The sequence below is a fragment of the Burkholderia sp. Tr-20390 genome (assembly GCF_017104595.1).
Classification (GTDB): domain Bacteria; phylum Pseudomonadota; class Gammaproteobacteria; order Burkholderiales; family Burkholderiaceae; genus Burkholderia.
The window spans coordinates 1-14,929 of record NZ_JAAGPC010000105.1 but is presented as its reverse complement, the minus strand read 5'-3'; the positions used below and the strand labels follow the sequence as shown (position 1 = coordinate 14,929).

10 protein-coding genes are annotated in these 14,929 nt (G+C 66.3%); 5 read left to right on the top strand and 5 right to left on the bottom strand.

The window, feature by feature from the left end:
• The first annotated feature begins 39 nt into the window (after positions 1-39).
• The gene (locus G3N98_RS24735) at positions 40-603 is read left to right on the top strand and encodes an isochorismatase family protein (protein ID WP_206149463.1); all 564 of its coding nucleotides are present in this window, start codon (positions 40-42) and stop codon (positions 601-603) included.
• Complete coding sequence (locus tag G3N98_RS24730; RefSeq protein WP_206149462.1) at positions 600-2,054, top strand: DHA2 family efflux MFS transporter permease subunit; 1,455 nt, start codon at positions 600-602, stop codon at positions 2,052-2,054. The genes G3N98_RS24735 and G3N98_RS24730 overlap by 4 nt, the downstream gene beginning before the upstream one ends.
• A 134-nt stretch (positions 2,055-2,188) precedes the next feature.
• Here G3N98_RS24730 and G3N98_RS24725 read toward each other — a convergent pair whose 3' ends face one another.
• The gene (locus tag G3N98_RS24725; protein ID WP_206149461.1) at positions 2,189-3,907 is read right to left on the bottom strand and encodes a SulP family inorganic anion transporter; all 1,719 of its coding nucleotides are present in this window, start codon (positions 3,905-3,907) and stop codon (positions 2,189-2,191) included.
• 502 nt (positions 3,908-4,409) lie between these two features.
• Here G3N98_RS24725 and G3N98_RS24720 point away from each other — a divergent pair.
• Positions 4,410-5,660: a mechanosensitive ion channel family protein gene (locus G3N98_RS24720; RefSeq protein WP_206149460.1), complete on the top strand. Its 1,251-nt coding sequence runs from the start codon at positions 4,410-4,412 to the stop codon at positions 5,658-5,660.
• A gap of 54 nt (positions 5,661-5,714) precedes the next feature.
• On the opposite strand, the gene G3N98_RS24715 is transcribed toward G3N98_RS24720, so the two are convergent.
• Positions 5,715-7,136: a PLP-dependent aminotransferase family protein gene (locus G3N98_RS24715; protein WP_089427250.1), complete on the bottom strand. Its 1,422-nt coding sequence runs from the start codon at positions 7,134-7,136 to the stop codon at positions 5,715-5,717.
• 155 nt (positions 7,137-7,291) lie between these two features.
• On the opposite strand from G3N98_RS24715, the gene G3N98_RS24710 reads away from it, so the two are divergent.
• Both G3N98_RS24710 and G3N98_RS24705 read left to right on the top strand, forming a co-directional pair.
• A complete protein-coding gene (locus G3N98_RS24710) occupies positions 7,292-9,616 on the top strand; it encodes an FdhF/YdeP family oxidoreductase (protein ID WP_175237611.1) in 2,325 nt (774 codons plus the stop codon).
• 12 nt (positions 9,617-9,628) lie between these two features.
• Positions 9,629-10,549 carry a bestrophin family ion channel gene (locus G3N98_RS24705; protein ID WP_175237612.1) on the top strand — a complete coding sequence of 307 codons (921 nt, stop codon included), beginning with the start codon at positions 9,629-9,631 and terminating at the stop codon, positions 10,547-10,549.
• 121 nt (positions 10,550-10,670) lie between these two features.
• Here G3N98_RS24705 and G3N98_RS24700 read toward each other — a convergent pair whose 3' ends face one another.
• The 3 genes from G3N98_RS24700 to G3N98_RS24690 form a co-directional block, all read right to left on the bottom strand.
• The gene (locus tag G3N98_RS24700) at positions 10,671-11,570 is read right to left on the bottom strand and encodes a hypothetical protein (protein WP_206149459.1); all 900 of its coding nucleotides are present in this window, start codon (positions 11,568-11,570) and stop codon (positions 10,671-10,673) included.
• Between the two features lie 125 nt (positions 11,571-11,695).
• Complete coding sequence (locus tag G3N98_RS24695) at positions 11,696-12,871, bottom strand: hypothetical protein (protein ID WP_089475086.1); 1,176 nt, start codon at positions 12,869-12,871, stop codon at positions 11,696-11,698.
• A gap of 845 nt (positions 12,872-13,716) precedes the next feature.
• On the bottom strand, positions 13,717-14,929 hold a 1,213-nt coding region (locus tag G3N98_RS24690; protein WP_206149458.1), incomplete at its 5' end, for an FUSC family protein.

The following is a 14,929-nucleotide window of genomic DNA, read 5'->3' as shown; positions in this document are numbered from 1 at the left end:
CGCGCACGGCTTCCTTCGCCCCTTTCACGGAGTCCCATCATGAGCGCAACCCGTCTCGATACGCACACGGCACTCGTCGTCATCGACCTGCAGAAAGGCATCGTCGCCCTCCCCACCGCGCACCCGGTCGAACCGGTGATCGCGCACACCCGCACACTGCTCGACGCATTCCGCAGCCGCGGCCTGCCGGTCGTGCTGGTCAACGTCGCGGGCGGCGCACCGGGCCGCACCGAGCAACCGCCGCGCACGGCACAGCTCCCGGCCGACTGGGCCGAGCTCGTGCCCGAACTGAACCGGCAGCCGGCCGACCACCTCGTGACGAAAAAGACCTGGGGTGCCTTCACCGGCACCGACCTCGACGCGCACCTGAAGGCCGCCGGCGTCACGCAGATCGTGCTGACCGGCGTCGCGACGAGCATCGGCGTCGAATCGACCGCACGGCAGGCGCATGAACTCGGCTACAACGTCACGCTCGCCGTCGACGCGATGACCGACCTCAACGCGGATGCGCATGTGAACAGCATCGAGCGCCTGTTCCCGCGCCTCGGCGAGACGGGCACGACGCAGGACATCGTCGCGCTGCTCGACCGGCGCGGCGCGTGAGCGACCCGCACACTCGGCCGGCGCGGGACCACGCGGCCGGCCGGCTCGATCCGTCGATCTGGAAGGTCAGCGCGGTCGCCGTGCTGGGCTCGTTGCTGTCGCAACTCGACGCGACGATCGTCAACGTGTCGCTGTCGAGTCTCGCGACCGACCTGCACGCGAACCTTTCGACGATCCAGTGGGTGACGAGCGGCTACCTGCTCGCGCTCACGCTGGTGCTGCCGCTGAACGGCTGGCTCGTCGACCGGATCGGCGCGAAGGCGCTGTACCTGTGGTGCTTCTCGGCGTTCACGCTCACATCGGCGCTGTGCGGGCTCGCGTGGTCCGCGCCCTCGCTGATCGCCTTCCGCGTGCTGCAAGGCATGAGCGGTGGGCTGCTCGCGCCGATGGCGCAGATGATGATCGCGCGTGTCGCCGGCCAGCAGATGGCGCGCGTGATCGGCTACGCGGCCGTGCCCGTGCTGATCGCGCCGATCCTCGGCCCGGTCGTTGCCGGCGCGATCCTGCAGCACACGTCGTGGCGCTGGCTCTTTCTCGTGAACCTGCCCGTCGGCGTGCTGGCGCTTGCGCTGGCCGTGCGGTTCCTGCCCGGCGACCGCGACGACACGCAGCCGCGCGAGCTCGACTGGGCCGGCCTCGCGCTGCTGTCGCCGGGGCTCGTGCTGTTCCTCTACGGGATCGAGCGGATCAACGAAGCGCTCGGCATCGCGGCGATCGTCGCGGCGGCGCTGGTGCTCGCGGCGTTCCTGCGGATCGAAACGCGCAAGGGCGACCGCGCGTTGATCGACCTGGCGCTGTTTCGCCGGAAGGTGTTCGGCGCGGCCGCGTCGACGCAGTTCCTGTCGAACGGCGCGCTGTTCGCGGGCCAGATGCTGATCCCGGTGTTCCTGATCCAGGCGTGCGGCCGCACACCCGGCGAAATGGGCTGGCTGCTCGCGCCGATGGGGCTCGGCATGCTGGTCACTTACCCGTCGATGGGTGCGCTCACGAGCCGGTTCGGCGTGCGCCGGCTGGCCGCCGCAGGCGCGTTGCTCGCGCTGTTCGCGACGCTGCCGTTCGTGTTGCTCGCGCTGACCGGCTACGATCCGGTCCTGCTCGTGCCCGCGCTGTTCCTGCGCGGCATGGGCCAGAGCGCGATCGGCGCGCCGTCGATTTCCGCCGCGTATGCGTCGGTCGAGCGCCGCAACCTGCCGATGGCGACGACCTCGCTCAATATCGTGCAGCGTCTCGGCGGCCCGACGTTCACGACGATCTGCTCGCTGTTCCTCGCGTGGCGGCTGCAGGCCGAATCGGTGGCGAGCGGCGGCACGCAGGCGAACGCGTATGCGTGGGCGTTCGGCCTGCTTTGCGTGCTGCACGCGGCGAGCTTCGTCACGACGCTGCGGTTGCCGTTGTGGTCGGCCGGTGCGGGCGGGAAACCTGCCGGCGCCGCGCGCGCCGGTTCGCGCTGACCGCGGGCGCTGGCTGGGCTACGTCACGCCGCGCCCCGCGCGCGGAGTGGCTACGGCAACCACATCGGCACGATCGACGCCACTTGCGCAACGGCTTCGCGCGCGTACGGGCGGCGGCCTGGCGTCCGCTCCCGCTACACGATGCCCGGTTCCTGCGGCGCCGGCGTCGTGCCGGCGGCCTCCAGTGCCTGGTGCAGCGTCGGGAAGATGCACGACGCGCCGACGATCTCCGTGATCCGGTGACGATCCATGTCCGCGCGCAGGTAGCGATTGACACGCCCGAACAGCACACCGATCCCGCGTGCCTGCAGCATCCTGACGAGGTCCGTCAGCGTCCGCGCGGCCGAGTAGTCGATATCGGTGATCGCGCCCGCATCGACGACGAACCAGCGCGTCGGCACCGGCGCCGCCTCGACGAGTTCGGTCACTTCGGCGGTGAACAGATGATCGTTCGCGAAGAACAGGTCGGAGCCGAACCGGTAGACGATCAGCCCGGGCGCCGTCATCGCGCCGCGCCGCGTGGGCACCGGCTGCCACCGCCCGTTGCCGTCGACCGGTTCGAGCACCATCGTGTGCGGCTGGTAGCTGTGGCGCACGTGCCGCATCAGCGACAGCGCGACGGCCAGCAGGATGCCGTGCTCGACGCCGACCGTCACGACGGCCAGCGCCGTCACCAGCGCGAGCGTGAACTCGCCGGGGCTTTCCTTGCGGATTGCGGCGAGACTGCGCACGTTGATCAGCCCGAGCGTGATCGTGAACACGATGCCGGCCAGCACCGCATGCGGCAGGTACTGCAGATAGGTGCTGAAGAACAGCAGGACCACCGCCACCACGGCCGCGAATGCGAGGTGCCCGATCTGGCTGCGCACGCCCGCGCCGTCGGCCATCGCCGTCTGCGTCGGGCTGCCGTTGACGACGAACGCGCCGCCCATCGCCGCCGCCGCATTCGCGGCCGCGAGGCCGAGGATGTCGGCATTCGTGTCGACCTCCTCGTCGTACTGCTGCGCGAACACGCGTGCGGCGGCCGCACTCTGCGCGATGATCATCACGAAGCACGAAGCCGCGACCGGCACGAGATCGAGGCACTGCTGCCACGTGACGGACGGCCAGCGCAGCGGCGGCAGGCCGCCCGCGACCGGCCCGAGCACCGCGATGCCGTGCGCGGCGAACCCGAACGCGTAGCTCGCGGCGATGCTGCCCACGACTACGATCATCGGCATCGGCACGCGCGGCAGGAACCGCTTGCACGCGAGAATCGCGACGACGACGAGCGCCGCGAGCGCGAACGTCGGCCGGTTCGTGTGGACCAGATGCGTGACGACGTAGTCGAGCTGTGCCAGGCTGCGCGACGCCGGGTACGGCACGGCCAACCCGAGCATGTCGCCGAGCATCGCGATCGACACCTGCACGCCGACGCCGGCGAGAAAGCCGACCAGCACCGTGCGCGACAGGAAATCGGCGAGAAAGCCGAGCTTGAAGAGGCGTGCGAGCAGCAGCATCGCGGCGGTCAGCAGCGCGACCATGCCGGCCAGCGCCACGTACTCGGCGCTGCCGGCCGGCGCCATCGACGACAGCCGGCTCGCGAAGATCGTCGCGGTCGCGGAATCGGCGGCCACCACCAGATGCCGCGACGCACCGAAGCACGCGAACGCGACGAGCGGCAGGAACACCGTGTAGAGGCCCGTGACGGCCGGCATGCCGGCGATGCGCGCATAGCCGAGCACCTGCGGGATGTCCATCGACGCGAGCGAAATACCCGCGAACACGTCGCGGACGGCCCCGCCACGGCGGATCGGGAGGATGCCTTTCAGCAGCCGCACGCCTGGCGGGCGGCTTTCGTTGGAATCTTGCATGCGTGGAATGCGTCGAATGCGTGAATACGGGGTGACGGGTTCGCGAAGTCGTTCGTGCATCGTGCCCCGGGCAGCCATCACATGGCAAGTGCGCAAAGGTGGCACGTGTCGCTCACCGTCGGCGATGAGCCGCACGCGAAGGCGAGCGTCACACGCGCCGGCACGGGCGACGCCCGCATGATTGCATGGATCGCCGGTCGCGCGCATCGAAGCGCGAAGGCCCTCTGGAGCGGGCTGCAGCCGATCCCCGGCCCGTGCACAACGCATCCGGCGACATGCGCGTGCGGCCGCTCGCGGTGATGCGCTTTCACCACGCGCCCTCACCCGATTACAGAGGAAACCTACGCAATGGTGAGGAGATTCGGGAGACGCGCACCTTGCACTCGCAGTAACGCGCCCGGAACCCGATGGCACAATCACGGTCCCTTTCATGTGCCCTTCACCGGGCGCGCGCCGCGCCGCGGCGCCGATTCAACGCACGAGAAGGCCCCTGTTTGCCCCTATGACCCTGAACGAATCCTGGTTTGCGCCGCTCGTCGGCACCCTCATCCTGCTCGCCGCCGCCGGTGCGATCACCGCCGTCGTCCATTTCCTGCTGTTCCGCGTGGTCGCGCGGCTCGCCCGGCTGTCCGCCACGCGCGTCGACGACGCGCTGTTCGAGTTCGGCGCATTCAAATGGCTGAACCGTATCGTCCCGTTCGTCGTGATCAAGTTCGGGCTCGGCGCGGTGCCCGGCATCCCCGGGACGGCCGCGGAGGTCGCCGACAAGGTGCTGTTCGCGCTGATCGTGTTCCTCGTGACGATGACCGTCAGCGCGACGCTGTCGGCGCTCGAACACACGCATCGCACGTACCAGCGCGATCAGCGCGGCCAGCCGCACCTGTCGCTGAAAGGCGCGATGCAGCTCGTCAAGCTCGTGATGTTCATCACGGCCGCGCTGGTCGTGATCGGCGACGCGACCGGCAAGCAGATCGGCCTGCTGCTGTCGGGCATCGGCGCGATGTCCGCGGTGCTGATGCTGATCTTCAAGGACACGCTGCTCGGCCTCGTCGCGGGCGTGCAGCTGTCGTCGAACGACATGCTGCGGATCGGCGACTGGATCACGATGCCGTCGGCCGGCGCGGACGGCACCGTGATCGACATCACGCTGAACACCGTCAAGGTCGCGAACTTCGATCACACGATCATCACCGTGCCGACGTGGAAGCTGATCACCGAGAGCTACCAGAACTGGCGCGGAATGACCGAAGCGGGTGGGCGCCGCATCAAGCGCGCGCTGTTCGTCGACGCGACGAGCGTGCGTTTTCTCTCCCACGACGAGATCGAACGGCTCGAACGCCTGACGCTGCTGAAGGACTATCTCGAGGACAAGGTCGACGCGATCGAGCAATGGAACGGCACGCTCGGCGCGGCCGGCGACTGCCCGGCGAACCGCCGCCAGCTGACGAATCTCGGCACGTTCCGCGCGTATGTCGCGAACTACCTGAAGGGCCATCCGCGCATCCGCCGCGACATGACCTGCATGGCGCGGCAACTGCCGCTCACGGCCGAAGGCATTCCGCTCGAACTGTACTGCTTCACCGACACGACGACGTGGGTCGACTACGAGGCCATCCAGTCCGACCTGTTCGATCACCTGATCGCGGTGCTGCCGGAGTTCGGGCTGCGCGTGTACCAGCACCCGTCGGGCTTCGACATGCGGCAGATGGTCGGCGCCGCGCAAGCCGGGCTGCAGGCGCCGCACGCGGGGTGATGCATACGGTGGCGGCCGATCGTCGGCCGCCGCTTGCCGCGCGGCCCCCGGTACTCAGCGCGCCGCGCACTCCGACGCGAGCCGCCCGAGCACCTTCAACGCATCCTCGATCTGCCGCGACCACGGATAGCTGTAGTTGAGCCGGATGAAATGCCGGTAATCGGTGCTCGCCGAGAACATGTGCCCGGGGCCGACCGTGATCCCTTGCGCGAGCGCGGCCGCATACAGCTTCATCGCATCGACCTGCCGCGGCAGCTCGACCCACAGCACGTACCCACCCTGCGGCTGAGACAACCGCGTGCCTTCCGGGAAGAAACGCCGCACCATCGCGCTCATCAGGCTCGCCTGCTGCGCGTACTGCTTGCGCATGCGCCGCAGATGGAAATCGTAGCCGTCGTATTTCAGGTACTCGGCAATCGCGAGCTGCTCGATCGCGGGCGTGGCCAGCGTGTTCAGGAATTTCAGCTTCTCGACCTGATCGCGGTAGCGGCCCGGCATCGCCCAGCCGATCCGGTAGCGCGGCGACAGGCTCTTCGTGAACGACGCGCAATGCAGCACGAGCCCGTCGCGGTCGAACGACTTCAGCGCGCTCGGCGTCGTGTCGCCGAAGTGCAGCTCGTGATAGACGTCGCTTTCGATCGCCGGCACGCCGTGCTTCGCCAGCAGTTCGACGAGCGCGCGCTTGCGCGAGTCGGGCATCTGGAAACCGAGCGGATTCTGGAAGTTCGGCATCACCATGCACGCGGCGATGCGCTCGCGTTCGAGGACCCGTTCGAGCGCGTCGAGATCGATGCCGTCGACCGGGTGCGTCGCGACTTCCAGCGCGCGCATGCCCATCCGCTCGATCGCGTGCAGCATCGCATAGAAGGTCGGCGACTCGACGGCGATCGTGTCGCCCGGCTTCGCGACGGCCTGCAGGCACAGGTTGATCGCCTCGGTCGCACCGATCGTCACCACGATCTCGCCGGGTTCGACCACGATCCCGCGCTCCGCGTAGCGCCGCACGATCTGGCGGATCAGCTCCTGGTTGCCGGGCGGCAGATCGTCGATCACGCCCCAGCGCGTGCGGCGGCGGCCGATCGTCTGTGCATAGCGCGCAAGACGCTGCACCGGAAACTGCGACGCATCGGGATACGGCGAACCGAGCGGCACCGCGTCGTCGCGCGAGATCGAGCGCAGCGTCGACAGCACGAGCCGGCTCACGTCCACGGCCGACGGCTCGGCGGCCGGCGCCGACATGTGCAGCTCGGCCTCGGCCGGCGCCGACGCGCGCGCCCGGACGAAATAGCCCGATTGCGGCCGGCTCTCGATCAGGCCGCGGCTTTCCAGCACGAGGTACGCGCGCAGCACGGTCGTGACGCTGAGCTGCTGCTGCCGGCTCGCCTGCCGCACCGACGGAATCCGCTCGCCGGGCCGGTACACGCCGCGCTCGATCTGCGCCTGGAGATCGTCGGCCAGTTGTTCGTAACGCTTCACGCGCCTCCCTTTCAACTTCCCTTCAACAATACAGTTGCGATCCGCACTGCCTGAATGGCCGCAACTGTACTCTTTTTTGGAATGAACAGGTGTACACACAGCCGGACGGGGGCCGCGCGTACTCTGCACCCATCGACCCCGACACCCGCTGCATCATGAAAAAGAAATCCGCCACCGCGCGCATCGAACCGTACACCCACCCGGCCGCCGGCTGGGGCGCGCTGAAAGCCGTCACGATCAACCTGATCAAGGAAAAGGTCGCCGGCGGCAACTACCGGACGCTGCTGCGCCAGAACCAGCCGGACGGCTTCGACTGCCCGGGTTGCGCATGGCCCGATCGCCAGCACGCGTCGACGTTCGAATTCTGCGAAAACGGCGTGAAAGCGGTGGCCGCGGAAGCGACGAGCAAGCGCGTGACGCCCGACTTCTTCGCCGCGCACACGGTTACCGAGCTGCTCGAACAGTCGGATTTCGAACTCGAGCAGCACGGCCGCCTCACCGACCCGATGGTGTACGACGCACAGACCGACCGCTACGTGCCGATCGCATGGGACGACGCCTTCGCGCTGATCGCACGCCACCTGCGGGCACTGCCCGACCCGAACCAGGCCGCGTTCTACACGTCCGGCCGCGCGAGCAACGAAGCGGCGTTCCTGTACCAGCTGCTCGTGCGCCTGTACGGCACGAACAACTTCCCCGACTGCTCGAACATGTGCCACGAGGCGACGAGCCGCGGGCTGCCGGCGTCGGTCGGCGTCGGCAAGGGCACCGTCACGCTCGACGATTTCGAACACGCGGACACGCTGCTGATCTTCGGCCAGAACCCGGCCACCAACCACCCGCGGATGATGGGCGAGCTGCGCGAGTGCGCGAAGCGCGGCGCGACGATCGTGTCGATCAACCCGCTGAAGGAGCGCGGCCTCGAACGCTTCGCCGATCCGCAAAGCCCGATCGAGATGCTGACGATGTCGGGCACGAAGATCGCATCGACGTTCATCCAGCCGACGATCGGCGGCGATTTCGCGCTGATCAAGGGGATGGCGAAGCGCGTGCTCGAACTCGACGACGCCGCGCGCGCCGCCGGTGCGCCGCGCGTGCTCGACACCGCGTTCATCGGTGAGCACACGGCCGGTTTCGACGCATTCGCCGACGACCTGCGCAACGAAAGCTGGTCGGCGCTGACGGCCGAAAGCGGCGTGCCCTACGAACAGATCGACAGCCTCGCGCAGCTCTATGCACGCAGCGAGCGCGTGATCGCGACGTGGGGCATGGGCATCACGCAGCACAAGCATTCGGTCGCGACCGTGCAGATGCTGACGAACCTGATGCTGATGCGCGGCAACATCGGCCGCCCCGGCGCGGGCCTGTGCCCGGTGCGCGGCCACTCGAACGTGCAGGGCAACCGCACGGTCGGCATCGAGGAAAAGCCGTCGCAGGCATTCCTCGACCGGCTCGGCCACGTGTTCGACTTCGAACCGCCGCGCCACCACGGCTACGACGTCGTCGAGACGATCGAAGGGATGCTCGAAGGCCACGTGAAGGTGCTGATCGGCCTCGGCGGCAACTTCGCGATGGCGACGCCCGACACGCCGCGCACGTGGGAAGGCATGCGCCGCTGCGACCTCTCCGTGCACATCACGACGAAGCTGAACCGCAGCCACCTGATCCACGGCCGCGACGCGCTGATCCTGCCGACGCTCGGCCGCACCGAGATCGACCTGCAGGACAACGTCGCGCAAGGCGTGACGGTCGAGGATTCGATGAGCATGGTCCACGTGTCGTACGGGATGAACAAGCCGGCGTCGCCGAACCTGATGTCGGAGCCCGCGATCGTCGCGCACATGGGCCATGCGCTGTTCGGCAGCGGCAAGATCGACTGGCTTGCCTACAAGGACGACTACGCGAAGATCCGCGACGCGATCGAGGCGACGCTCGACGGCTTCTACGACTACAACACGCGCATCGCGCGGCCGGGCGGCTTCCACCTGCGTGTCGCGTCGCGCGACCGCGAATGGCTCACGCCGACGGGCAAGGCGAACTTCATCGCGCACGCGCTGCCGGCCGACACGCCGATCCAGCGTGCCCGCGCGCTGCACGGCGAGCGGCTGATGACGCTGATGACGACGCGTTCGCACGACCAGTACAACACGACCGTCTACGGGCTCGATGACCGCTATCGCGGCGTGTTCGGCCAGCGCCGCGTGGTGTTCGCCAATCGTGACGATCTCGCGATGCTCGGCCTGAAGGCCGGCGACTGGGTCGACATGGAAACCGTGTGGCACGACGGCATCGAGCGGCGCGCGGACGGCTTCCTGCTCGTCGAGTACGACATCCCGCGTGGCTGCATCGGCGCGTACTACCCGGAAACGAACCCGCTCGTGCCGCTCGACAGCGTCGGCGACGTGTGCAACACCCCGACGTCGAAGTCGATTCCCGTGCTGCTGCATCGCGCGGCCGCGCCGGCCTCGATCGCCGCCTGACGGAGCGCCGCGATGATCGTTCGTCCGCGCGAGCACTGGCTGCGGATGCTGCTCGTCTGGAACGGCTCGGTGCTGCCGACCATCCTGCCGCAGCTCGTGCTGACGCTCGCGATCAGCCTCGTCGCGGTCTGGGGCGGCGGCCGCGTGCTCGGCGAGAAGGTGCCGCTGAACCCGACGCCGTTCACGCTGATCGGCCTCACGCTCGCGATCTTCGCGGGGTTCCGCAACAACGCGAGCTACGAACGCTACCGCGAGGGCCGGCAACTGTGGGGCGGCGTGCTGACCGCCACGCGCACGCTGGTGTCGCAGGCGCTCTGCTACGGTGCGATCGACCGTGACGATGCATCGCGGCGCGCGTTCGTGCGGACGGTCGTCGCGTTCGTCTATGCGCTCAAGCATCAACTGCGCGGCACCGATCCGGCCGCCGACCTGCGCGGGCTGCTCGACGGCGCCGCTTACGCGCGCGTTGCCGCTGCGCGGTTCCGCCCGGTCGTCATCGTGCACGCACTGCGCGAAGCGTTCGCCGCACGCGCCGATGCGGGCCATCTCTCCGACACGCGACTGTGGATGCTCGACGCGCGCCTCGACGATCTCGTCGCGATGGTGAGCGGCTGCGAACGGATTGCGTCGACGCCGATCCCGTTTTCATACGACGTGCTGCTGCACCGGACCATCTATGCATACTGCGTGCTGCTGCCGTTCGGTCTCGTCGATTCGATCGGCGCGGCGACGCCGTTCGTCAGCGTGTTCGTCGCCTATACGCTGATCGCGCTCGACGCGATCGCACATGCGATCGCCGAGCCGTTCGGCGACGGGCCGAACCATCTCGCACTCGACGCGATGACGCGGCAGATCGAGCGCACGCTGCTCGAGCTGAACCGCGAGCCGCTGCCGGCGGAAGTCACGCCGGGCAAGGCCTGGCGGCTCAGTTGATCCGACCGACTCGGCCCGGCAGCGACGCGCCGCCCGGCGTTGACGTCCCCTGCATTCTCGGTACGAGTCCTGCCGTGGATTGGACCGCACCATCGACGACCGCGCCATTGCGTCGCGCCCCTTACCCTCCGAGGAATTGCGCTGCACTTACCACGGACGCGGCGAGGACGATTGGCGCATTCCGATCGCTGGCGATTTGCACCGTCATCTGGTTCTCGCTGTTGAAGTGAATATATGTGGAAATCCCGGAGCCGCTCAAGTAGAACGGCCACATACCCTTCGCCTGACTGGCGTGGATCGATTGCTGGTCGGCTTTGCTAAACGACGCACTCGATGTGTACTCGGCATTCAGACCCGATACGACAAGCAAGCTTGCAACAAAGCGCTGCATGTTGCCTTGCGGGCCAAACGTCGATTGCCAATTGATCGCCGATCCCGGATTCCACGGGTCGCCGCTCTTCGTCGCGTGCGCAAGTGACAGCGCTGAAGAAACGTACCAGTTGGACGGCGTTGCCGACAACCGAAGCACGTGCTGGAATTCGAACTGACCGGACACGTCGCCGGCGGCGAATTGCGCACTCGGTCCCGAGATGGAATCGCTGCCGCCCCACAGGCCCCAGAATCCTGTATTGGGCTCGGCGTCGCTGCCGAACGGAAACGTGACGCTAGGGGCTGCCGCAAGCTGCTTCACCAGGCCGGCATAGTCGACATTCCAGGCGGGGGGCTGCCGCCCCCATGCATCGAGGCGATGCTTTGCTGCCGCGATCGGATCGAGCAGAGCGGATCCAGGTATCAATGAGTCGATCAACGCGGAATATGCCGCAAAAAACGTGTCGCCACCGCTTGGCGCAAAGACCGGCAAGTCGGCCGGAATGGTGTTGAAGCAGGACCACAGTGACTCGTTATCCCCGGAGTGGAGCAATGCGGCCGGCTGTAGCACTTGCCCGTCCGACCGAGAAAACCCGAGCGCCGCAAACTCCGCGGTGACAAAGCGATCTTGCAGTTCGACGAATGAAGCCATGGGATTGACCTTTCTTCGGTTGTGCAAGCCGGCGGGATCCAGGGGATCCCGCCCGAAATGAGCACGGCGCAGCGACCTCCTGCTGCAAATGGCCGGAATGCCGGCTCAGGTATCACTGCCCGACGTCAGCTGTAGAACTTCTCGGTAAGGATCTTCGACGCCAGCGACTCATGGCCGAGATACTGGCTTGCGGAAAGAACGATGCAGCCGATGACAACGGGTACGTTCTTCTGAGAGGTGATCGTGACGGTCATGTTTCCCGCGGCATTGAACGCCGTCGACGTGTTGGAACCGCCCGAGCTACTGGAGCAATAGAATGGCCACAAACCGGCGGACGAGTTATTTCTGATCTGCTCCTGCTCGCTCTCGCTATAGGACGCGTTAGACGTAACCTTGATGTTCATCTCGTTGGCAATCACGAGAGTCGATGCGAACCGTTGCATGTTGCCCGACGCGCCGAATGTCGTTTCCCAATTGGGCTTGACACCGGGCTTCCACGGCGCGCTGCCCGGGTTGTTGAACGCGAGGCCGAACGCGCCCGAGCTGTACCACGTGCCCGGGGTCACGTTGAACGGCAGCACGTTGCGGAAGCTCGCGTCCACCGATACACCGCCGGAGGCGAACTTCTGGCTCAGCGTCGACGTATAGCTGCTGCCGCCCCATAGCCCGAAGAAACCGCTGTTCGAACCTTGGGTCCACGTGCTGGACACATCGGTTTGCCAGCTGTTGGTACTGACATTGAAGGAGCGATACGGCGCCTTCTTGAGCAAGGCAAGCATCTTCGAGTAGCCGGGCACGAAGTCAACCGACTCGTCACCGGCCGGGAGGTAGGGTTCGACGTTCAACTGCGCAGCGAAGATCGGATCAAGCTCCGCAGCCGCCAAGGCAGACGCGCCCGACACTGCAACGGCAGAACACGCTCCGTTATATAGCGCCCAATTGCGAAACTTCTTGGGATTCGTCAGGCTCTTGTCCTGCTTCAGCGCAGCTTGATAGCTATCCCAACATGCCGGGCCGAGCGTCGATTGGAAGTTGTTCGGTGCTGACTGCAATGCAGACATGACTGCCTGGTAATTGGCAAGAAACTGATTGCCGCCCGAGATCTGCGTGTTCCCCGTCAGAGACGCGACGGGAAGATTGTTGAAATAGGCCCAGAGCAAGTCATCCGCACCCTCACCATCCAGAAGCGGAGGCGACGGTTGAATCACCTGAAACGGGTCCTGGTTGGAGTACCCCAGACCCTGGGCGAGTGCGTTGTAGAAGCCAGCTTGAAGATCAACGAAGTTTTTCGGATCCGCCATGACATTCACCTTTGTGTTATTTTAATACACGATTTAAATGCCCCGATCATTTAGCAAGCAAACCTATCAATCCACTGCAACTTCCCGCATTACTGCGGCCACCACATTGCTACGCCATAGTCGCGCGCACCTCGTTTTTTCGCGTTGACGCGGCGTTTTTGCACGACTTCGCCTCGCCGTTTCCCGGAATCTCCCATGCGCACACTTAACAATCAAACCAGCCGCATGAATACAACATAGATAAAAAACATAAACTTTAAAGCTGTTATTTATATCAGCCCATCTCGAGTCATCAATCATCAATATTATTCAATAACCCAAAAATCAATATAAATGGGTTCGAATTAAATTAAAAATATCCCCTTGCCGTTCCATTACAGCAACAGAGTCGAGTGCTTGTCGCCCGGACAGTACGGGGTCGTTGCCTGCGTTGCGCCAGCTCCTCGATCGCTCTCATTAAACGGCCGCAATTGATCCCCAATAAAAGCAGATCAATAGAAAAAATTGGATTTGGCCATGAATTCCATTCCGAAAATGAAATCGCGCACGGGAGTGAGCAGACTCCTCGCCAAATATGTGAACGCACTGCAAGAGTGCTCGAATTTTTCGAAGACTGTTGGGAAGTAACCATTGGAACAGACGCTGATAAATTCAAGCGCTCAGGTCTGGATTTCGTCAGTCGCCCCGGAAAAAAGTGAGCAACGACACCACGGAACTGGATACCGCTGACGAATGATTACCCGGCGAGGCAAAGCGGAAAACTGAAGCCTCAGGGTGCGCCTGCCTCATCCAACGTCGATGGACAGGTGGTTTTCGAAGGAGAGACTGCACCACTCCTTCCGATTTCAGACGAACGCTACCGCGCGCAGGAAGCCATCATGCGCGGCCGCCGTCTCCGCGATCGTTCCCAGCAGCACCGCACCGCGCAGCAGCGCGCGGCCGTCGTCGCTGTCGACTTCGGTCACGCGCCGCAGCAGCACGCGGGCTGCCGCGTTGCTGGTTCGCGCGAGCCGCGCGAAATCCGCGCGCCCGACCCGCCCCCGCACGACCGCGACCGCCCGGCGCGCCGCCGGCTCGCGCGCGGCCAGTTCGGCCAGCGACAACAGGCTGTCGCCGATCGTCCAGGCCGCGAGCAGATCGCGCAGGTCGCGCTCGATGAGCGTGGGTGACAGACGGCCCGCGAAACCGAGTTCGCGCCCGAGACGATCGGCCGTGCGGCTCAGCCACGCACTCGCCCGCCATGCCCGTGGATTGCGTGCGATGCGAACCAGATCGTCGCGCACCGCGCGATGCAGGCGCCGCCGGCTCGTACCAGGATCGCCGGGAAACACGAGCGCGAACACCAGCGCCCCGAACGCGATGCCGAGCAGCGTGGCGAGCGCCGAATTGAGAAACGCGGCATCGCCGATGCGCGCCGTATTGTCCGGCGACGTGAAATTCCAGAAGAAGATCGAAAAGCCGCTGCCGATGCCGGCCGTGCGCGGATTGCGCATCGCGATGCCCGTGCCGATCATGAACACGCCGAGGATATACGCGAGCATCTCGAATCCCGACACCGCCGGCAGCAGCACGAAATTGCAGAGCGCGCCCGCGACCGCCGCACAGGCCGCCCCTTTCAGGAAGCCGACGGTGGCGCCGACCGAGTTCGGGCGCGTCGAGAACAGCGCGCAGACCACGCCCGTGATCGCGACGAACCCGGCGCCCGACGGCCACGCGGTGACGATCCAGAGCGCCGAGGCGACCAGCACGGCGACGAACGCGCGAATGCCGTTGTGCCACGCGAGCACCGGATCGTGGTGGAACGCATAGCGCACGCGCGACGCCGGCGGATTCGGGCGGTCCAGCTGCGCCTTGCCCGCAAAGGCGGCGTCGAACCCGGCAAGCAGCGCCGCCAGCCGGTCGAGCGTGAGCAGGCGCGACGGATCCGAGCCGGCCGGCTCCGCGGCCTCGGCACGCACCGCGTCGTCCACGCGCGCACGCAATGCGGTCAGCGCAGGCCCCGCTTCGCCCGACGCCGCCACGCCATCGAGCACCTGCGCGGCCCCGGCGACCACCGGG